Source organism: Pseudoalteromonas sp. G5_S1_54_S4, from assembly GCF_054968565.1.
Genome location: NZ_JBQKUL010000018.1, coordinates 17,490 through 36,654 on the forward strand (window position 1 = coordinate 17,490; position 19,165 = coordinate 36,654).

A 19,165-nucleotide genomic window follows, 5' to 3' on the forward strand; every position below is an offset into this window, starting at 1 on the left:
TACTATATACATCAGTGACTTATCTTTGGCTTGATAGTTGCTGTAACTACTACTCTAATAACAACACAAAGGATTAAACAATGACCGATATAGCACATTCAGCGTTTATAGCATTTTATTTATATTTAATTATGATGTTAGTTCAGTGGGCAGTGGCAACGTTTAGTAAAGCCAAACAGCCTGGGGCTGTACCAGGAAAAATTGATAAAGACCTATCTCATGAGAGTTTTATATTTAGAGCGCATCGCACCTTTCATAACACATTAGAAAATAGTGCGTTATTTATAGGAACGGTTTTATTTGCCTTTGTGATTAATTACCACAGTTCGGTTTTTGCAATCTGTATTTGGGTTTACGTTATTGCACGTTTAATTCATATGGCACTGTATTACGCCATTGCCACCGAGAAAAACCCCAGCCCGCGTAGTTACTTCTTTTTAATCGGTGTGATTACAAACATTGTGATGTTAGTGCTGTTAGGACTGCGATTAGCTAGTTAAGTAAATGATTAAAGCGAAAAGCAGACAGTCTCTAGCTTTTCGCTTACTTATTTTATTGGGCTGGCTTTGTTTTTCGCGTTACAATAAAACACATTAATGAGCCTAATGTAACTAATACTACGCCTTGCCAAAATGCGTTGGTGAGCGATAGTGATAAGTAAATAGAGGCAAATAGCGTAGACAATACAGGAGTAAAGTAAGACAAGGTGCCTAACAACACTAGATTACCGCCAATGATTGCTTGGTTCCACAATGCGTAACCTCCACCAATAACCACCCCTGCCAGCAATAAAGTAAAACTAGAATATACGTTAAACTCAAAGCTGGGTTCATTACTCAGTCCGTAACTTATCCATAAAGAAATTGCCGTGGCTGCAAAAAACACATTAATGGCATTTTTACCCTCGCTAAGTTTAACCGTTACACTGCAATACACAGCCCAAATAAACGCTGCTGCAAACGCCATAGAGTAGGGTAATGGGTTGTCGCTAATATTAGCGGTTAATACAGCCATAGATAAACCACTGTTGCCAGCAATACACCATGCAACGCCTAAAAACGCAATCAGTATGCTCGGGTAGACTAATACGCTTACTTTAGTGCGGTTAACAATAATCGAAAATAAAATGGTTAACGCTGGCCAAAGGTAGTTAATAATTGCCATTTCTAACGCTTGCTGGCGACTATTTGCAAAGCCGAGGGATAACGCTAAACACATTTCGTAAATAACAAATAAGCTGCCACCAAAGACTAAATAGCGTTTTGGGTAATTGCTTAACCTTGGTACACCCATGACTAGTATTAAAAAAATCGCACTGACGCTGTAAATTAAAGCAGCACCGCCAATTGGGCTGAATAATTCTGATAAATCACGAATAAAGGCAGTTAAACTGCTCCAGAGCAAAATTGCGAGCACCCCATAGAGGGTGTATTTATGTTTGCTTAAAAATGACATGGTGAATTGCTTGATGAATGATAAAAAGTCAGCCGCGAATGTGACATTTTAAAAACAGTGGGGCAAGAGGTAGACTATAAAATTCGACTAAATAACTATAAATAGCTTTAAAATCAAATAATAAGTTTAATTTTAGTAAACAAGAGCAGGCTATAATAATGGCCCGCCCTCAATTAGTTTAATTACTCAACGCCAATAAAGCCGCCGGTTTGATGTGCCCAAAGAGCAGCGTAAATGCCGCCTTGGGCAATTAATTCATCGTGACTGCCTTGCTCTACAACGCCGCCATCATCCAGTACGATAAGTCTGTCCATTTGTGCAATGGTTGATAATCGATGGGCGATGGCAATGACTGTTTTACCTGTCATTAAATCATCTAAGCTTGCTTGAATAGCCGCTTCGACTTCTGAGTCTAAAGCGCTGGTGGCTTCATCAAGTATGAGGATTGGTGCGTTTTTAAGTAGTACGCGTGCAATAGCAATACGTTGGCGCTGACCGCCTGACAGGGTGACCCCTCGTTCGCCAACTTGCGCATCAAAGCCTTTGTTGCCTTTGCTGTCTTCTAAATCGGTTATAAAATCAAGGGCTTTGGCTTGCTTAGTCGCATCGAGCATTTCGGCTTCTGTGGCATCGGGTCTGCCGTATAAAATGTTATCTTTTACTGAGCGATGTAGTAGGGATGTATCTTGGGTAACCATAGCAATATAGCGGCGAAGGCTTTCTTGGCTTACATCCGTAATATTTTGGCCATCAATACTAATGCTGCCTTTGTCGGTGTCGTAAAAGCGCAGCAACAAGTTAACTAAGGTGGATTTACCCGCGCCAGAGCGACCCACTAAGCCGATTTTTTCACCGGGTTTAATGTTTAAGTTTAATCCGTTTATTACGGGGCCACGGTTATTTTCATTCGCGGCTTTACCGTAGTTAAAATGTACATTATTAAAGTCGATTGCCCCTTGGGTGACCTGTAACGTTTCGGCTTCTGGTTTGTCAGCAACCGCAATAGGATTAGAAAGGGTGCGCATGCCATCAGCCACGGTGCCAATGTTTTCAAACAAGCTGCTAATTTCCCACATGATCCATTGGGCCATTCCATTAAGCCTTAACGATAAACTCAATGCCACGGCAATCGCTCCTGCACTAATGGCGCTTAACGACCATAAATACAAAGACACCGCTGCTACCGAAAACACTAACAAATAGTTTAAGCTTTGAATAACCACGTTTAAGCTGGTGACCAAGCGCATTTGTTTATAAACAGGCTGTAAAAATACATCCATACTTTGTTTAGCGTATTGTTCTTCGCGTTGGGTGTAAGAAAACAGCTTAATGGTTGAAATATTTGTGTAGCTGTCGACGATACGGCCGGTCATTTCTGAGCGTGCATCAGCTTGTGAACTGGCAATACTTTTTAATCGGGGTACAAAGTAAATTTGCACGCAAATATACAATGCTAACCACACTAATAATGGCAACATTAAACGCCAGTCTGAGGCGGCCACTAAAAACACCATTGAGCCAAAATAAACAGCAATGTACATAAGTACATCAAGTAACTTAGTGACTGACTCACGTACTGCTAATGAGGTTTGTAATACTTTTGTAGCGATACGCCCAGCAAATTCGTTTTGATAAAAGCTGACACTTTGACGCAGTAAATAACGGTGTGCCAACCAACGAATCGACATAGGGTAATTGCCCAATAGCGATTGATGTAAAATAGCTGATCTAAAAAACACCACTACAGGCATGACGACTAAAAGCATTAACCCCATTTTTATTAGCGCGGGTTGTTGCTGCGAAAACAGCTCTTCAGGTGTGTATTCGCCAAGCCAGTCAACCAGTTGGCCCATATAACTAAATAAAGACACCTCTAAAATAGCGAGTAATGCGGCACTGAGCGACATAAGCACTAACGACAGTTCCATGCCTTTAGTGTAGTGACGACAAAATGCAAAAAGGGTTTTAGGAGGCTGAGATGGAGAACGCTCTGGGAACGGTTTAGTCATCCGTTCAAATAGTCGATACATATTAACTGCTTAATTAAATATTTATAAAGATGTCCCACTATACCATTGTAAAACACAAAGGCGCAGTGGGAATGAGGTGTGCATCGGTTAACTCAAGTTGAGTTAACCGTTTATAGCTTGGTGTGGCCGGTTTTATTTTTTACCAGCCAATACGATATACCCAGTGCTAAGGTAACTAACGCCAGGCCAACAATTTGCTCTGAGGTCACTAATTTTAAATCGAGGACAATAATTTTACGCGCCACAGCCATCAATGCGGTAGCAATAACCAGTTCAACAGGCAGCGAGCTTGAGCCCAAATATAACCGAATGTTAGTAAATATTTCTACCGCAATTAGCACCACCATAAAGGCACCAAAGGTTTGCAGAATGTCTTCAATATTTAATAAAAAATAAGGCGGAGAACTTAACCGCATGTATAAAACATACACTACATCAGCAATACTCCAAAAAATAACCAGCACCATGAGCACTGCCAGTATTTTAATTGCAAAGCGAATAGCATGATGTAAATACTGCATCAGGGGATCAACATGATCCTCTGGTAATTCTTCGTGTTTCTTCATGTTATTTCAGCACCTTATTGATTAAATTAGCCTTTATAAAATGATAGCTGATTAATTATGTTTAGCACTATATACGGTCAAAACAGTATAAGTGATTATTTTTATTAAAATAGTGTGCTTGAACAGGGGACTTGTTTGGTGAGGGTTAAATTCTAAGTAAAATTCAAGGTGTTAATAATATGTAATTAAGCGTGTGATTTTTAGTGTCTATCTCAAAAGGTTTGCGGTTATTGGTTTCTGCTGTCATGTTGGTGGCATTCATTATGAGGATAACAATGCTATGTCTAATTTAGGTTTAAAGTTAGTTAATCGACTTATAAAGTATGGTGTGTTGGCATCATTAAGTTCTGTAACGCTTACAAGCTTTGCTGGCGAGTCTACACAACAAGCATCATTGCATAAAATTGCACAAGAAATTTCGGCGCAGCGTATTGAGAGTGATATTCAAACGCTGGTGGGTTTTGGTACGCGACATACGCTATCAGAGACTAAGTCTGATACACGTGGTATTGGCGCGGCAAGGCGTTGGATTAAAAAAGAATTTGAAGCGATTTCGGCACAATGTGGTGGCTGCTTAGAAATAATAGAGGTAAAACAAACCATTTCGGGAGAAAAGCGCATTCCTAACCCTGTAGAAGTGGTTAACATAATTGCGATTCAGCGCGGCAGTACTGAGCCTAATCGTATAGTGATGATGTCGGGTGATATAGACTCGCGCGTTAGTGATGTAATGGATTTTACCAGCGATGCGCCAGGTGCAAACGATAATGCATCAGGGGTTGCCGGTGTGATTGAAGCGGCACGGGTGCTATCGCAATATACATTTAATGGCTCGGTTGTTTACGCGGCGCTCTCAGGTGAAGAGCAAGGTTTATTTGGCGGTAAAATTTTAACCGCTTATGCGCAAAAAAATAATTGGCAGGTTCATGGTGTTTTAAATAACGACATGATTGGTAATATTACCGGTATTAATGGCGTAACCGATAACACCACTGCACGTATTTTTTCTGAAGGGACGCGAGTGGTTGAAACCAAAGAGCAAGCACGTACTCGTCGTTTTACAGGTGGCGAAGTTGACTCAGCGAGTCGTAATTTAGCGCGTTACATAGACACCATTGCCGATAAATACATTGAAAATTTAGACACTATGCTGGTGTACAGACTCGACCGATTTGCTCGAGGAGGGCATCATCGCCCATTTAATGACGCGGGCTTTGCGGCTGTACGTATAATGGAAACTAACGAGCATTACGACCGTCAACATCAAGACCTACGCACCGAAAATGGCATAGTGTACGGTGATACCATTGATGGGGTTGATTTTGATTACGCCGCAAAACTCACGTCATTGAATGCGGTGAGCCTAGCGTCAATGGCATGGGCACCAGCGCCACCGAAAGAAGTGAAAATTAGTGGTGCCGTACGCGCCAGTACCACACTTTCTTGGCAACCATCGGATGATAAAAATATTGCCGGTTACAAAATTTACTGGCGCTATACGAGTGAGCCACAATGGCAATACAGCCAATGGGTTGATAATGTTAGCGAGTTTACGCTTAAAAATGTGGTTATTGATAACTACTATTTTGGCGTTGCTAGCGTGAATAAACAGGGGGTTGAATCGCCAGTGGTGTTCCCCGGTGATGTGGGGTCGTTTGATCACAACATAAAATAATCGGTTTGCTTAAAAACCCAGCAAACAGCTGCGAATAAGGTGTTAAGCACGCTATTTATGCTTGCGCCTTATTTGTTATGCCCTTAAAGTGTAAACAAAGAAGTAAAAAGGTTATTAAAATGCAGCAACAAGAACAAAAACCATTAACATCAGAGCAGCAAGCTGAACTTCAGCAACAAGAAATTCAATGGCAGCGCGAATGTTTTCAAAATGCGCAAAAACATTTAGCTGAAAAAGGCATTATGCCCAAAACATTGCTTGAAAAAGAAAGCCGTTTTTTAGCGCCTTTATGCGCGCTATGGAAATTTAAAGCGCAAAACGGTAAAAGCTATTGGGTGATCACTGGTCGTTTACCAACTGATCACGCTGAAGCATCTGCAGCAAAAGATGCACGCGATGCTATGCGTTATTTTTCACTGCAGTGGCAGTTAAAGGCCGATCAAATTATTACCGCAGGTGCGCGAGATAAAACCCAAGCTGATTTTGCAAATTTACTGATTAACCGTGCTCATGGTTTATATGAAATGCATGAAAACGAGCAGCTGTGGGCAAAAGAACCCGCTTAATAAATAAAAGTGAATACGTATAAAAAAACCTAACTTAGTGACCTAAGTTAGGTTTTTTGTTGGAACTTTAATAATTAAGCTCGAAACATAAACGACTCTAATAAGCGCTATCTACGCGCACTGTGTTATTAGTTAAATAAATAAGACGCACATTATCACCTTGGTGAAAACGCATAGCGGGATCGCTATCTTGTACCACCATAAATTGTTCACCACTTTCTACTTGTATAAGTAGTTCAACTAATTGGAGGTTATCATAGCGTTGTGTCTGTTGCTGATTATGCGCAACATTACCACCAATCACTGATCCTAAAATAGTCGCTACCGTGCGACCACTGCCGCCGCCAAACTGGTTACCAATAACACCGCCTAGTAAGGCACCGCCAAAGGTTTTCCAGCCGTTACTTTTATCGTGAACCAATTGTTGCTCTGTAATGTTGCGCACCGACTTCACTTTACCAAATAGTACTTGCTGCACAGGAACGGCTTTATTGCGTTCATACTTGGCAAAAGTGGGGGCACTAAATATTAATAAAGTGCATAAAAATAAGCTAAGCGTTTTCATGGTTCGCTCCAGTTAGTTACCAACCAAAGGTAGATTTTTCACGGGTTTTACGAATTTCAGTTTCGTCGGCCCATTCAACAAGGCCACTTTGCATATCCATTAAGCGCATTGTAAATTTGTAGTACACATCGGCTTTGTCAGCATTGGATTTAACAATGCTCGATAGGTTACCGTACAGCATATATTGCGCACCAATTTGTTTACCAAAGGCCACCGCAGTGCTTGGATTGATCAGTGCATCTTCATTTTGAAATGTAAGTTGTTCACGAACCGCTTCTACACGAGTCATATCAACAAATCTAAATTTTCCACTGCGAAGTAATTGAGTCGAAATTGAGTCGGTAATTGACTCAGTGTCTATGTGTTCACTGGTTTTGTTTTTAATACGCTCAACAAATACCACAGGGCGGGTATTGGCAGTCATAGTACCAACCACTGGCGAACTGAGCAGTGAGTCGGTCATTTGCGAGGCTACTTTTTGTAGGTCGGTAGAGCCAAAGTTTATATCTGTGGTTTCTACGGCTTGTGCATCACCATAACTAACGACAGCTTTATTAGCACAGCCTGTTAGTGTGAGTGCGGCTAAGCCTAAAATTGCATAGCCAGAGAGTGATTTAAATTGTTTATTGATCATCATGGTTTCCTTAATCTTTAAATTCTTGTGCTTCAGTAGACACTTCTCTTACAGCTAAAGAGAAAGTAACAGCATTAGGGCTAGGCGCGAGCCCTGCAAGCTGAGTTTTAGCAAAGCCAAATAATGTGAGGGCTTGCCACGGCGAGTGGTTGCCTTTAATTACAAAGCCATCTTTATCAAACCAGTTAAATTGATACTGTAAATATTGTGACTTTTTATAGGTACTTGCCAAGGTGACTACCACGTCGGTTAGGTTATTTGTTTGACGAGTTTTTACATCACTAATTAATAGCTTTTTTGCTAACTGTGGATTGTTAACATTGAGCTGCTCTTTGTAGGCGTTGGTAGTTTGTTCAACTCCAATGCCTGAGGTTACAGGTCGGCTGCTACATGCGCTAAGCATAAACAACGCAATAATGGGGAGTATGTATTTCATGATGGCTCCTAAAGTTGCACTACATGGGAGTTAAAATAGTTATTAACAGAGGTTAGGTAGATTAACGTTAACCTTTGCTTACTAACGGTAAAATTTATTGGCGGTTGTGAGCCAACATTTAAGGTATGTTCGCCTGCAGCCACTGCACTGCGGGCAAGGCTAATTTGATTGGGTAAGGTAAGCCAGCTGCGGGTATCGGCTTGCTCAGATGCAAGATTATATAAGTTTGCTAAAATATTCCCCACATCACCGCCACTGCGGGCAAGCTCAGCGCGCAGCTTTTCTTTCGCCACTAAGCGCAATATTTGCCTCGATACGCGCCCAGCAACTTGCTGCTCTAACGTTTTAGCGGCCAGTGCTTCTAAGTGTACTAACGGGCTTAGTGATAATACGTGGTCATTAATTTTGACGTTGTTAACGGTGCTTACATAAGCATTATTTATATAAATGGGCATGGCGAGACTATAAAAGCGGGCGTCTCCCTGTGAAGTATAAATGGGTAATCGTAATTTAAATTCGTGTTGTTTTGGTATCAGGCCTTGTTCGAATAATATAACCACTTCGCCTTGGTTTTTTTCTAAGATGTTAACTTCACCAAACTGGCGTTTAAATTGGTTATAGTCATCAGCAAAACCTTGCTGCTTAGCAAGACGCAGTACATCGTGTTGTAAATACGGATTGTTAGGTTGTATTTCGAGCGCTTTTTTATAGTCTATGTAGGCATCATCACCTTGCTTTGCTGTTTCATATAGTAACCCTGATAAATAAAACGTGTACGCATTTTGAAAGCCATTTTTGACCGAGCGAATTAAGTTATCCATATCGGGATAGTGTTGCTGTGCTTGGGCAACCGCATTATCAAATTCGCTTTGATTACTTAATAGTTCATCAACTTGTACTTTATTAGCACGGCGTATTTCAACTAAGGCGCTTTCAATATCATGTTTATAAACATAATTGAGCGCTTTGTAGCTATGCAACATACTCATTTCGTAGGCGGGCGGTGTATAACCAATAACTGAGTCGTTGGTTAACAGCGCATTACTTTGCTCAAGCCCAGCACTTACTTGTATTTTTGCAGCTTGGCGCTTAGATTGCATTTGTTGATAGACAGTTTCAAAATGAACTTGTGCGTTATCGGGGTTATTGGCTAAATCCGCGATACGGCCTTGTTCTAATTGGCTCAATAAATAATTACTGTGTGTTTTGCTGTTTTTGCTTATTAAGGAGCGTGCACTCTCAATATTATTATTCGTAATGGCTTGTCTAATAGGGGTGGTATTAGTGGCGTAATCATTAAAGAGATCGTCAAAGCCAATGGTGCTGCAACCACTTACAATAAAGCAAAGACTAAAAATTAAAATGTGACGCACGCGCACTCCTTCTTATTTATTCTGTAAGGTTAACATACTGCCAATAAATACAAGTGTGAAAGATTGTAAAAAAGCGTAGTGTATAAACATAGAACAAAAACCCTTAATAAAAACTTTATCATTTAAAAAATAACCATGGTAACGTTTACAACATTGGACGTTAATTTAATCGGTATATAAATACGGTACATATTTATCAATACGTTAGGAATTAATTTGAAAGCAACACTGTTTACTATTATCGCGTTAGTTGCCTTTGCTGCAAATTCGTTATTATGTCGGTTAGCGTTGGCGCAAGGCTACATTGATGCGTGGAATTTTACCGTTATTAGGTTACTGAGCGGGGCAGTGTGTTTGACCATTATTATGCTGCTCTATACTAGGCAGTTAAATAAAAAAGCGCAGTTAAGTAATCCTATTATTAACGATACTGGCAGTTGGCGAAGCAGTGCTAGCTTATTGATATATGCGCTGTGTTTTTCTGTTGCTTATATCGAGCTTGATACCGGCATGGGGGCGCTTATTTTATTCTCGGCGGTGCAATTTACAATGATTGGCTGGGGCATATATAAACAAGAGCGTTTAAGTGCTGTGCAATGGCTTGCATTTATAGTGGCGTTTGCGGCATTTGTTTACTTAATGCTGCCCTCACAGACAGCCCCACCGCTGATGGCTGCATTATTAATGAGTATAAGTGGCATTGCGTGGGGAATTTACAGTATTCGTGGCAAGGCGTGTGTGTCGCCGCTAAGAGCCACTGCCTTTAATTTTATTCGTAGTTTATTAGTGCTACCTATTTTAATTGTGGTGGGAATGAGCCAGCTTAAAAATATACGTATCGAAGGGGCGTTACTTGCAATAGCCTCAGGTGCCATCGCATCTGGCGTAGGGTATAGTATTTGGTATGTGGCTATGCCACTATTAAAGAGCACGCATGCAGCCATAGTGCAGTTATGCGTACCCGTTTTGGCGGCTATTGCAGGGGCAGTGTTTTTATCAGAGACATTAACTGTACAATTTATGCTCCCCAGCAGTATCATTTTACTAGCGGTATTAGTTTTTACTTTAAATAAAAAGACTAAAACTGCTTAGCTGGTGGACTTACATTGATCACAAAGCGTTCATACAATGCAGGTAAGTGGGTTAAAATAGCGTCTTTACCTAATAAATCACTGTTTTTAATGCAGTCGTGTAACACTTCTGGCGTAAGGTGGCGAATAAGCTGCGCTGATTGCGCTATGTGGCTAATATGCCAAAGCTCAGGAGCTACCCCGCCCAAGTCGTACTGGTAAGGTCGATAAAATCCAAATTCTGCTAGATGAGTGTCTAGCCATTGGCTTAGTTTAGCAAAAGGCCCACCTTGCTGATATTCATTAGGGCTCAATTGCAAAACATAATCGTCACTCACTGCGCCTTTATCGTAAATATCTAAATCAGTCCCTAAATGATGGCGACTTGCCCCCGGTAGCGCAGAATAAAGCATAATGGCAATGCATTTATCAATATCACTGAGCGAATTAATATCAACGTGTTGCTGCGCTTTGTTTAATACCGGCCGCTTAGCGGAAAATTTAGCGTTCCAAATAGCTGATTGACGGTTAAAATCCCGAAAACTTGATGCAATACATAAATCAAAGCCTGCTGATGCAGCCGCAGTTTGCAGTGCAATAAAGTCATTTACAATATCGGCATGCAAAAAGTGATTTTGTATGGCAACTAAATGTGCATCACTTTGGCCAGTGATGCATTGTATGAGTTCTTTATTTGCAGTCATTAAGTTAACAGGTGCTCTAATATTTGTTCGTAAATATCGGCCAGCGCGATTAGGTCGTCGGTGCTAACACACTCGTCCACTTTATGAATAGTGGCATTACGTGGCCCTAATTCAATAACTTTAGCACCCGTTTGTGCGATAAAACGACCATCTGAGGTGCCACCTGTTGTTTCTAAGTTAGTGGTTAACCCCGTTACCGATTTAATGGCGGCTACGGTGGCATCAACCAATGGGCCGTGATCGGTTAAAAACGGCAAGCCATTCACAATCCAATTGAGTTCATAATTTAAATTGTGTTTTTGTAAAATGGCATTTACTTTTTGTTGTAGTTGTTGATGAGTAACTTCGGTACTAAATCTAAAATTAAATTGTACCTCTAGCTCCCCAGGGATCACATTGCCTGCGCCCGTACCGCCATTAATATTAGAGATTTGAAAGCTGGTGGCTGGAAAAAAGTCATTACCCATATCCCACACAGTTTGGCTTAACTCGGTTAAAGCTGGCGTGGCTAAATGAATTGGGTTTTGTGCTAAATGTGGATAGGCCACATGACCTTGCACGCCTTTTATAGTTAAAAACCCCGTGAGTGAACCACGGCGGCCATTTTTAACCACATCACCGAGTACATCGCGAGAAGAGGGTTCACCTACAAGGCACATGTCTATTTTTTCACCGCGCTCCTCTAAAGTATCAATAACGCGGGTAGTGCCGTTAATAAACGGGCCTTCTTCATCTGAGGTAATTAAAAACGAAATGGAGCCTTTGTGATCTGGATGCTTAGTCACAAAGCGTTCGGTTGCCACAATCATCGCTGCTAATGAGCCTTTCATGTCGGCAGCGCCACGGCCATGCAATAAGCCGTCTTCAATTAGGCCTGCAAAAGGCGGGTGCTGCCAGTTTTTTTCAGGCCCAGTGGGCACCACATCAGTATGACCGGCAAAACAAAAATGCGGTGATTGGGTCCCTTTACGTGCCCATGTGTTTAGGGTATCGGTAAAAAATAGCGATTCAATATCAAAGCCAATGGCGCTTAGGCGTTCATTCATCATATGTTGGCACCCGGCATCTTCAGGTGTAACCGACTCTCGCTGAATTAAGGCTTGGGCTAGGGTAATTACTGGATGGGTCATTATTTAAAAATCTCATCGTATTGTGCTGCTTTAAAGCCTAAGTGATATTGCCCGTTATTAACAAGAACAGGGCGTTTGATCATCGCCGGTTGTTCAACGAGTAAATCTATAGCGGTTTGTTTAGTCAAGCTTTGTTTTTGCTCATCAGTGAGCGCTCTGTACGTTGTGCCACGCTTATTAACCAATTGTTCCCAATCAATATGTTCTGCAAAGTCGCTTACCATGTCGTTATTAACGCCGTCTTTGCGATAGTCGTGGAAAGTGAATGCAATGTCGTTATCGCTTAAGTATTTTTTTGCTTTTTTAATTGTATCGCAGTTGCTAATGCCATAGAGAGTGATCATAAATCTACTTCTTTTTAATAATAGTTAATAAGGTATCTACACCGGCATTAACTTGCGGGTGAGAATAATGAAAAGTGCCTAAATTATGGCCATTGAGAATTATTAGGCTGGCTAAAATAGGCGAGTCGAGCTCACGTAAATCAAAATAGGCAAGGCGTTGGCCTTTGGTTATTTTGCTGCCGTTAAGCTGAGCAATATGAGTATGCGTAAGTGTTTGTGAATCGGGAACCGCTAGGTTTATTAATACTTTTAAGCCGTTATTTGCTTTTAAAATAAATTCACAACCGGCACTTTTTACCTGCAGTAAGGTGCCATTGAAGGGCGCTAATACTTTATGACTCGATAAACTAACAACAATACCTGGGCCGAGTGTGCCAAAACGAAAAAAGGGTTGTGGATGCTCTTCCATTGGCATCACTTTACCACTGAACGGACTCGTGATTTGTATCGCGTTTCGGCCAATTTTATTTTTAGTTAAATAGCTAACGTCTTCAGATTTCATTATTTATTGAGTTACCACGTTGTAGCCATCGGCTTTAAGGGCTGTAATTGCTTTGGTGACCGTTTGTTTTTTTACTAAAATATAGTCGGTATCATATGTGGATATCGAAAAAATGGACACGCCGGCTCTGGCTAATACGCCTGACAGGTTTGCCATAATGCCAGTTAACGAAAACCCTAAAGGGCCTATTACTTCCAGTGCTTGCCAATTAGATTCAGTGTCTTGGCTATCAATAATAAAGTCGACAGGGCAAACAACTGACAGTTCATCATGCGTTTTTGAGATAAAAAATAACGGTTGCTTTAACAGCGCAGGCGGTATGTCAGCATCAAGGGCTAAACTATGAATAGATAACACGGTGCTGTGTAATTGTAATGTTTGTTTTGACATTAAACGTATCGCCAGCAGCAAAATAATAGCTTTATAGTATAGAGTATTGAAGCTAAATTAAAGGCTCAAATTTAGGCAGTGCTATATTTTTATTAGCTAAAAAATAATTGTCCACAATTTCTGTGGATAAGCTTGGGGGTTGTGAGGTATAAATAGCCTAACCAGTTAATTATTAAATAAAAAATGGCTAGGCTATAAAAAGGGCATGTTAATTACAGGCCTTAATTAAGCGCTTCTACTTGCGCCGCCTGAATGGCTGTTAAAGCAATGGTATACACAATATCGTCAACTAACGCGCCACGGCTTAAGTCGTTAACAGGTTTGCGCATCCCTTGTAACATAGGACCAATACTGATCAAATCGGCACTTCGTTGCACTGCTTTGTAGGTGGTATTACCCGTATTTAAATCAGGGAAAATAAACACGGTTGCTTTACCGGCAACCGGGCTATCTGGCGCTTTTTTAATAGCTACACTTTCCATAATGGCCGCATCGTATTGCAATGGCCCATCGATAATGAGATCAGGACGCTTTTGTTGGGCAATTTTTGTTGCTTCGCGGACTTTTTCTACATCAGCGCCACTGCCCGAATTACCCGTGCTGTAACTTATCATTGCTACACGAGGTTCTATGCCAAATGCGGCAGCAGAATCGGCAGATTGAATTGCAATGTCGGCTAGTTGTTCAGCATTAGGATCAGGGTTAATAGCACAGTCACCATAAACAAGCACTTGATCAGGCAATAACATAAAAAATACCGACGAGACTAATGATGAACCCGGTGCGGTTTTAATCAACTGTAAAGGCGGGCGAATAGTATTGGCCGTGGTATTGACTGCCCCTGAAACCAGCCCATCGACTTTCCCTTGTTCTAGCATCATGGTGCCCAGTACCACGTTATCTTGCAATTGTTCCTTTGCAATAACGTCAGTTAAGCCTTTGTTTTTACGAATCTCAACCATAGGTGTCACGTAGTCGTTAATAATACTAGTTGGCTCTATTACAGTCACATGCTCGTTCAGTTCAATCCCTTGTTGCTCCGCAATGCGTAATATTTCATCGCGATCGCCAAGTAAAATTGTTTTAGCTATGCCGCGCTGGCCACAAATAGCAGCGGCTTTAATGGTACGAGGCTCGTTACCCTCAGGCAACACAATCGTTTTATCCGCTTTACGGGCTTTATCGGTTAATAAATACCTAAAGGCAGGGGGGGATAACTTGCGGGTTTTTCCCACACTTTTTGCTAATGTGTCTAACCAATCAGAATCGATATGTGCAGCGTTATGATCTTTTACTTTTTCTATGCGTTGTTCATCGTCGCTAGGCACTTCTAGGTTAAAGTTATGCAGCAATAAAGAAGTGCGCCAGGTATCGCCCTCGGTTGCCAAAATTGGCAGACCAGTTTGCATAGCTTGTTCGCATAGCGCCATAATGCGCGGCTCAGGTTCAAAACCACCGGTAAGTAAAATTGCACCTAGTTTTGTGCCATTCATGGCCGATAAGCAAGCTGCAACGAGTATATCAGAGCGATCGCCTGGGGTTACCAATAACGCACCTGGCGTAAAATAGTTTAAAATATTGGATACGGTGCGGGCACAAAATGTAATTCGTCTGAGTCGGCGGTGTACCATATCGCCTTCGTTAATAATAGTGGCTTTTAAATAGGCACTTAAATCTTTAACACGTGGGGCAACCAGTTCAAAATCCCACGGAATAGCACCGAGTAACATAAACGGGTTTTTTCTAAAAATAGGTAAAGAAGCTAAGCGGTTTAATTCGTTATCAAGCGCTTCTGGCTTATAGGTATCGACTAAATCGGCGCGAGCTCGACCTTCCTCATCAAGGGGGGCGTTTACTTTATTAAAAATACAGCCAAGCACGCGAGGGTGGTCAATGCCACCATAGTTGCCAGCGGCTATTTCTAGTCGGTCTTCAATTTGAGTAATGTTGTAATTGCCAGGGGTAAGTATAAAAACGATATCCGCCCCTAAAGTTTGTGCGATTTCGCGGTTTATGCGTCCCGCATAAGGTTGGCGACGAGTAGGCACCATTCCTTCTATTATGGCCACTTCGTCATCGTTGATCTTACTTTGAAAACGCTCAACAATTTCCTCTAATAAGTCATCACCTTTACCATCACCGATCATTTGCTCTGCGTAATTGAGCGCAAACGGTGTTGGCGGCTTAATTGGTGAGCCTTGAGTGACAATTTGGGTCGATTTTTCAGGGCCAGTTTCACCTGCACGCGGCTGGGCGATAGGTTTGAAAAAGTTAACCTTAACTGTCTTTTGTTCCAGCGCTCTTACTAAACCAACTGATACTGAGGTTAAACCTACCCCTGTAGAGATAGGAACCAACATAATACGACGAGCCATATTATAACTCCTTGGTGATGTTTGCGGCATCAAGTGCAATAACCCATTCTTCGTTAGTGGGCATAACAACCGCTTTGCTACGTGAATCAGCTGTACTAATTAACCCAGCTTGGCCAAAACGTGCATCAAGGTTTGCTTGTGGGTCTAAATTAATACCTAAAAAGGCCAATTGTTTAAGTACTTTATCACGGATAATATCGGAATTTTCGCCAATACCGCCGGTAAAAATAACTGCGTCTAGCTGTTGCAGCGGAACCATGTAAGCGGCTATTTGTTTTGCGAGGCGGTAACAAAACATATTAAGTGCCAGCATAGCTTGCTGGTTGCCTGCAATAGCGGCTTCTTCTATGGTGCGACAATCGTTAGACAACTCGCTTATGCCTAATAAACCACTTTTTTGATTGAGTAAGTCATCAATTTGCTGAGCAGTGTAATCGAGTTGCGTGGTTAAAAAGTTAAATAGGCCCGGATCAATGTCGCCACAGCGCGTACCCATAACAAGCCCTTCAAGCGGGGTTAACCCCATACTGGTATCAACACTTTTGCCATTTTTAATCGCACACACTGAACAGCCGTTTCCTAAGTGGGCGCTAATAAAGTTACTGTTTTCAATAGGAAGTGCCAACAACTTCGCAGTTTGTCCTGCCACATAAAAATGGCTGGTGCCATGAAAACCATAGCGCCTAACACCAAAGTCTTTATAAAGCTGATAAGGAAGGGCATAAAGATAAGCGACTTCATCCATCGTTTGATGAAATGCCGTGTCGAACACGGCTACTTGCGGTAAATTTTTAAATGATGCTTGCGCTGATGAAATACCCAGTAAGTTAGCGTGGCCATGCAAAGGTGCTAGCGTAGCTGCTTGCGTGATACCTGCAATAACGCGTTCGTCAATTAATACTGATTGGGTAAAATGCTCACCACCATGCACAACACGATGACCAACAGCAACTAGTTGCTCATCAAGATTGTGATCTTTTATTAAATCAACCAGCGTATCAATGGCATGGGCATGTGCCTGATTAGCAGCAAGTTTAATGGTGGTCTTTTCTCCCTTAAATTTATATTTTATTGAGGGAGCATCTGCACCTAGGCGCTCAGCTAAACCTGAAATAATGTCGTTTCCTGTGTTTGCATCAATAATTGCAAACTTTAAACTTGAGCTTCCACAATTAAGTACCAAAACATGGTTTGTTTTTTTTGGGAGAGTTGGCATAGATTCATTTTCCATTTAAATATTAATCAGTACACTTGGTTGATATATAAGCATTGTAAGCTTAAATGGGTATAGACTAAAGTGTAGTTGACTTTATTAAAAGGGCTTTGTGGAATTCTTTCGATAATTTATGCTTTTTGTGAGTTTTACTAATGAAATTAAGCATTTTTACCGATAAAGTGAGAGTTGTGTTACACTTTTATAAGCAAGATGCTTTTACAAGTGTTAAATGCCGTGATTGTGAGGATTTATAATGCAAAAAAGTGTGATATCACAAGTTCAATTAGGGCGCGCTTATGCTAAAACATGGCCTATGCGTAAAGAGGTCGCGCCATTATTTGCCGAGTTTAAAGTGATCAGAGCAACCGAGCTTGCGATTACAGTAATGCCTATTTTAGCCATGCTAACTTTGTTTTTTCAGCTTAATTATTTAGGCCCTGATTTTTTACCTCAAGCTATTGCCAGTAGTCTATTTTTTATCTCCTTGCCGTTACAAGGGCTTTTATGGCTAGGTAAACGTGCGCAAACAGAATTAGAACCCGCTATGCTGCAATGGTACAACGAGTTGTTTGCAAAAATGATCGCCAACGGTTACGACGCACAAATGGGGAAAAACAAGCCCCGCTATTTGGAGCTTGCTGAATTGTTAAAAGACATGTTTGATAAAATGGATAAAACCTTTACTAAAGAGCAGTTTTAACAAACTGGCTAATATAAAATGACAAGGTAACCTTGTGATGCTGTTTTTGTTCAAGTGCCTGCCAATGCTCGGGTCTGAACTTCCATGCAAAGGGTGTCATCATTATTAAATTTCTTACGTCGCTAAATGTGAGTGACACTTGCTCTGTAATGAGCTGTTGCGATGATTGTTTAAAGCCTGTTGGCGTAGCAACTTCAGTATGCTCATTTACCGTATTATAGATATATTTCTTCAACTCTTTGAGGTGCATAGGCCCAGGGCTTGCCACCACTAAACAGCCATCCTCTTTAACAAGGCGAGAAAGTTCATCGTCAAACAAAGGGGCAAACACGCTAATTAACACATCAGCAAGGTGATCATTAAAGGGCGCGTGGCTTATTGATGCCACGCTAAATTGACATTGTTTGTATCGTTTTGCTGCGTATTTTACCGCCGACTTAGATATATCAACTCCATACACAGTAGCTTGCGTGTTATTTGCTATAGCATGGGTGTAAAACCCCTCGCCACACCCTAAATCAATCACTATATTTGCATTGAGCGGTTTGACTAAATTAGCTAAGGCCGTCTGTAAAAATGCATAATGGCCTTGCTCTAAAAAAGAACGCCTTGCTTGTACCATTTCTAAAGAGTCACCGGGCTGTTTAGAGTTTTTATTTTGCACGGGGAGTAAGTTTACATAGCCTTCTTTGGCAAAATCAAAGCTGTGGTTATTATCACAGCGTAATGTTTTTTCATTAAGTGCCAATGGAAGTTTGCAAATAGGGCAATGGTAATGAAGACTCATGAGCCTAAATAGTCCTTATCAAAAAAAGTTTTTACCCAGTGCGGGCGATAGGTGATCATAACAGTTATTGCCATACCGTTTAGCATTGCTTCAGGAAACGCTAAAATAGGACTGAGATAAATGTAGTTTTCTGTTAGCTGATGCCAATTATATTCGCCAATTGCGTAATAAAAAACACCCCCGAGTATAATGTTAACGCAAGCAACGACACCAGCCGTTAAAAAGCTACAAACAAATATATAGATAAAAAAGTGCCGCGCTAAGTAGTGGTAACAAAGCATAAATACAAAGTAGCTTAATAATACTGGAATAAACGCACTTATTAGTAATTTTACCGCAATCAGCTCGAATGCTATTTGTCCAAAAGCAGTTAGCAGGGCTGTAGCTAATACACAACTTAAAATAGCCAGACGCCAGCCTAAAATCAGCGTAACAGCAGTAATGCCCAATATATGAAGATCAAGACCAGGTAAAATACCGGCTTTTATACGCCATAGTAAAGCGAGCACCAGCGCGCAGGCAAACACGCCAGTTTGCCTAGATGGCGTATTAAATAAATTGGCGTATGTTGATTTATTAACACTTAAAAAGCCAATAGCAATAACACCAATCCACAGTAATGCCTGTAATTGCACGCTTAGCATAAT

At 41.1% G+C, this 19,165-nt stretch carries 21 protein-coding genes; 5 read left to right on the forward strand and 16 right to left on the reverse strand.

The genetic code is table 11. The features are described 5' to 3' along the window. The first annotated feature begins 80 nt into the window (after window positions 1-80). Window positions 81-500: an MAPEG family protein gene (locus ACTRWE_RS08880; protein WP_350606673.1), complete on the forward strand. Its 420-nt coding sequence runs from the start codon at window positions 81-83 to the stop codon at window positions 498-500. Window positions 501-552: 52 nt separating this feature from the next. On the opposite strand, the gene yddG is transcribed toward ACTRWE_RS08880, so the two are convergent. The 3 genes from yddG to ACTRWE_RS08895 all read right to left on the reverse strand — a co-directional run bounded on the left by yddG (window position 553) and on the right by ACTRWE_RS08895 (window position 4,051). Continuing rightward, the gene (gene yddG / locus ACTRWE_RS08885) at window positions 553-1,455 is read right to left on the reverse strand and encodes an aromatic amino acid DMT transporter YddG (protein WP_462879859.1); all 903 of its coding nucleotides are present in this window, start codon (window positions 1,453-1,455) and stop codon (window positions 553-555) included. 182 nt (window positions 1,456-1,637) lie between these two features. Continuing rightward, on the reverse strand, window positions 1,638-3,485 hold the full coding sequence (locus ACTRWE_RS08890; RefSeq protein WP_462879860.1) for an ABC transporter ATP-binding protein: 1,848 nt from the start codon (window positions 3,483-3,485) through the stop codon (window positions 1,638-1,640). 110 nt (window positions 3,486-3,595) lie between these two features. Continuing rightward, on the reverse strand, window positions 3,596-4,051 hold the full coding sequence (locus tag ACTRWE_RS08895) for a phosphate-starvation-inducible PsiE family protein (protein ID WP_013464778.1): 456 nt from the start codon (window positions 4,049-4,051) through the stop codon (window positions 3,596-3,598). A gap of 280 nt (window positions 4,052-4,331) precedes the next feature. On the opposite strand from ACTRWE_RS08895, the gene ACTRWE_RS08900 reads away from it, so the two are divergent. After that, the gene (locus tag ACTRWE_RS08900) at window positions 4,332-5,726 is read left to right on the forward strand and encodes a M28 family peptidase (protein ID WP_462879861.1); all 1,395 of its coding nucleotides are present in this window, start codon (window positions 4,332-4,334) and stop codon (window positions 5,724-5,726) included. A gap of 119 nt (window positions 5,727-5,845) precedes the next feature. Continuing rightward, a complete protein-coding gene (locus ACTRWE_RS08905; protein WP_462879862.1) occupies window positions 5,846-6,292 on the forward strand; it encodes a DUF4826 family protein in 447 nt (148 codons plus the stop codon). 97 nt (window positions 6,293-6,389) lie between these two features. On the opposite strand, the gene ACTRWE_RS08910 is transcribed toward ACTRWE_RS08905, so the two are convergent. From ACTRWE_RS08910 to ACTRWE_RS08925, 4 genes are read right to left on the reverse strand one after another with little or no spacing between them, the layout of a single operon-like run. Continuing rightward, window positions 6,390-6,857 (reverse strand): outer membrane lipoprotein, encoded by a 468-nt coding sequence (locus tag ACTRWE_RS08910; RefSeq protein ID WP_462879863.1) that lies wholly within the window; start codon window positions 6,855-6,857, stop codon window positions 6,390-6,392. Between the two features lie 16 nt (window positions 6,858-6,873). Next, entirely contained in the window at window positions 6,874-7,491 is a 618-nt protein-coding gene (gene lpoB, locus ACTRWE_RS08915; protein ID WP_051894383.1) for a penicillin-binding protein activator LpoB, read from the reverse strand. 10 nt (window positions 7,492-7,501) lie between these two features. Continuing rightward, entirely contained in the window at window positions 7,502-7,927 is a 426-nt protein-coding gene (locus ACTRWE_RS08920) for a YcfL family protein (RefSeq protein ID WP_016899910.1), read from the reverse strand. Window positions 7,928-7,935: 8 nt separating this feature from the next. Further along, a complete protein-coding gene (locus ACTRWE_RS08925; protein ID WP_462879864.1) occupies window positions 7,936-9,300 on the reverse strand; it encodes a COG3014 family protein in 1,365 nt (454 codons plus the stop codon). A 216-nt stretch (window positions 9,301-9,516) separates the two neighbouring features. Here ACTRWE_RS08925 and ACTRWE_RS08930 point away from each other — a divergent pair, with 216 nt between their 5' ends. Then, window positions 9,517-10,392: a DMT family transporter gene (locus ACTRWE_RS08930; RefSeq protein WP_028835848.1), complete on the forward strand. Its 876-nt coding sequence runs from the start codon at window positions 9,517-9,519 to the stop codon at window positions 10,390-10,392. On the opposite strand, the gene ACTRWE_RS08935 is transcribed toward ACTRWE_RS08930, so the two are convergent. From ACTRWE_RS08935 to ACTRWE_RS08965, 7 genes are all read right to left on the reverse strand, one after another. Next, window positions 10,379-11,074: a M15 family metallopeptidase gene (locus ACTRWE_RS08935; RefSeq protein WP_462879865.1), complete on the reverse strand. Its 696-nt coding sequence runs from the start codon at window positions 11,072-11,074 to the stop codon at window positions 10,379-10,381. The two genes, ACTRWE_RS08930 and ACTRWE_RS08935, sit on opposite strands and share 14 nt — an antisense overlap. Beyond that, window positions 11,074-12,204 (reverse strand): succinyl-diaminopimelate desuccinylase, encoded by a 1,131-nt coding sequence (gene dapE, locus ACTRWE_RS08940; protein ID WP_013464786.1) that lies wholly within the window; start codon window positions 12,202-12,204, stop codon window positions 11,074-11,076. The genes ACTRWE_RS08935 and dapE overlap by 1 nt, the downstream gene beginning before the upstream one ends. Continuing rightward, entirely contained in the window at window positions 12,204-12,548 is a 345-nt protein-coding gene (locus ACTRWE_RS08945) for an ArsC family reductase (protein ID WP_013464787.1), read from the reverse strand. The genes dapE and ACTRWE_RS08945 overlap by 1 nt, the downstream gene beginning before the upstream one ends. A gap of 4 nt (window positions 12,549-12,552) precedes the next feature. After that, complete coding sequence (locus tag ACTRWE_RS08950; protein WP_013464788.1) at window positions 12,553-13,050, reverse strand: PTS glucose transporter subunit IIA; 498 nt, start codon at window positions 13,048-13,050, stop codon at window positions 12,553-12,555. 3 nt (window positions 13,051-13,053) lie between these two features. Next, a complete protein-coding gene (locus ACTRWE_RS08955; protein ID WP_029609972.1) occupies window positions 13,054-13,440 on the reverse strand; it encodes an ACT domain-containing protein in 387 nt (128 codons plus the stop codon). 221 nt (window positions 13,441-13,661) lie between these two features. Further along, window positions 13,662-15,815 carry a phosphate acetyltransferase gene (pta, locus tag ACTRWE_RS08960; RefSeq protein WP_128583617.1) on the reverse strand — a complete coding sequence of 718 codons (2,154 nt, stop codon included), beginning with the start codon at window positions 15,813-15,815 and terminating at the stop codon, window positions 13,662-13,664. Between the two features lies 1 nt (window position 15,816). Beyond that, on the reverse strand, window positions 15,817-17,031 hold the full coding sequence (locus ACTRWE_RS08965; RefSeq protein ID WP_350606693.1) for an acetate kinase: 1,215 nt from the start codon (window positions 17,029-17,031) through the stop codon (window positions 15,817-15,819). A gap of 253 nt (window positions 17,032-17,284) precedes the next feature. Here ACTRWE_RS08965 and yfbV point away from each other — a divergent pair, with 253 nt between their 5' ends. After that, window positions 17,285-17,731, forward strand: a complete 447-nt coding sequence (yfbV, locus tag ACTRWE_RS08970) for a terminus macrodomain insulation protein YfbV (protein ID WP_016899917.1) — start codon at window positions 17,285-17,287, stop codon at window positions 17,729-17,731. Here yfbV and rlmA read toward each other — a convergent pair. After that, on the reverse strand, window positions 17,715-18,518 hold the full coding sequence (rlmA, locus tag ACTRWE_RS08975) for a 23S rRNA (guanine(745)-N(1))-methyltransferase (protein WP_013464793.1): 804 nt from the start codon (window positions 18,516-18,518) through the stop codon (window positions 17,715-17,717). The genes yfbV and rlmA overlap by 17 nt on opposite strands. Beyond that, the gene (locus ACTRWE_RS08980) at window positions 18,515-19,162 is read right to left on the reverse strand and encodes an energy-coupling factor ABC transporter permease (RefSeq protein ID WP_350606697.1); all 648 of its coding nucleotides are present in this window, start codon (window positions 19,160-19,162) and stop codon (window positions 18,515-18,517) included. The genes rlmA and ACTRWE_RS08980 overlap by 4 nt, the downstream gene beginning before the upstream one ends. Window positions 19,163-19,165 lie beyond the last annotated feature (3 nt).

Excerpts from the sequence above, each read along its gene's own strand:
- ACTRWE_RS08900 (WP_462879861.1), top strand. The coding sequence starts at position 4,332 with ATGTCTAATTTAGGTTTAAAGTTAGTTAATCGACTTATAAAGTATGGT.
- dapE (WP_013464786.1), bottom strand. The coding sequence starts at position 12,204 with ATGACCCATCCAGTAATTACCCTAGCCCAAGCCTTAATTCAGCGAGAG.
- ACTRWE_RS08980 (WP_350606697.1), bottom strand. The coding sequence starts at position 19,162 with ATGCTAAGCGTGCAATTACAGGCATTACTGTGGATTGGTGTTATTGCT.
- rlmA (WP_013464793.1), bottom strand. The coding sequence starts at position 18,518 with ATGAGTCTTCATTACCATTGCCCTATTTGCAAACTTCCATTGGCACTT.
- lpoB (WP_051894383.1), bottom strand. The coding sequence starts at position 7,491 with ATGATCAATAAACAATTTAAATCACTCTCTGGCTATGCAATTTTAGGC.
- ACTRWE_RS08965 (WP_350606693.1), bottom strand. The coding sequence starts at position 17,031 with ATGCCAACTCTCCCAAAAAAAACAAACCATGTTTTGGTACTTAATTGT.
- ACTRWE_RS08955 (WP_029609972.1), bottom strand. The coding sequence starts at position 13,440 with ATGTCAAAACAAACATTACAATTACACAGCACCGTGTTATCTATTCAT.
- yddG (WP_462879859.1), bottom strand. The coding sequence starts at position 1,455 with ATGTCATTTTTAAGCAAACATAAATACACCCTCTATGGGGTGCTCGCA.
- ACTRWE_RS08890 (WP_462879860.1), bottom strand. The coding sequence starts at position 3,485 with ATGTATCGACTATTTGAACGGATGACTAAACCGTTCCCAGAGCGTTCT.
- ACTRWE_RS08895 (WP_013464778.1), bottom strand. The coding sequence starts at position 4,051 with ATGAAGAAACACGAAGAATTACCAGAGGATCATGTTGATCCCCTGATG.
- ACTRWE_RS08950 (WP_013464788.1), bottom strand. The coding sequence starts at position 13,050 with ATGAAATCTGAAGACGTTAGCTATTTAACTAAAAATAAAATTGGCCGA.
- ACTRWE_RS08920 (WP_016899910.1), bottom strand. The coding sequence starts at position 7,927 with ATGAAATACATACTCCCCATTATTGCGTTGTTTATGCTTAGCGCATGT.
- ACTRWE_RS08910 (WP_462879863.1), bottom strand. The coding sequence starts at position 6,857 with ATGAAAACGCTTAGCTTATTTTTATGCACTTTATTAATATTTAGTGCC.
- ACTRWE_RS08905 (WP_462879862.1), top strand. The coding sequence starts at position 5,846 with ATGCAGCAACAAGAACAAAAACCATTAACATCAGAGCAGCAAGCTGAA.
- ACTRWE_RS08945 (WP_013464787.1), bottom strand. The coding sequence starts at position 12,548 with ATGATCACTCTCTATGGCATTAGCAACTGCGATACAATTAAAAAAGCA.
- pta (WP_128583617.1), bottom strand. The coding sequence starts at position 15,815 with ATGGCTCGTCGTATTATGTTGGTTCCTATCTCTACAGGGGTAGGTTTA.
- ACTRWE_RS08880 (WP_350606673.1), top strand. The coding sequence starts at position 81 with ATGACCGATATAGCACATTCAGCGTTTATAGCATTTTATTTATATTTA.
- yfbV (WP_016899917.1), top strand. The coding sequence starts at position 17,285 with ATGCAAAAAAGTGTGATATCACAAGTTCAATTAGGGCGCGCTTATGCT.
- ACTRWE_RS08935 (WP_462879865.1), bottom strand. The coding sequence starts at position 11,074 with ATGACTGCAAATAAAGAACTCATACAATGCATCACTGGCCAAAGTGAT.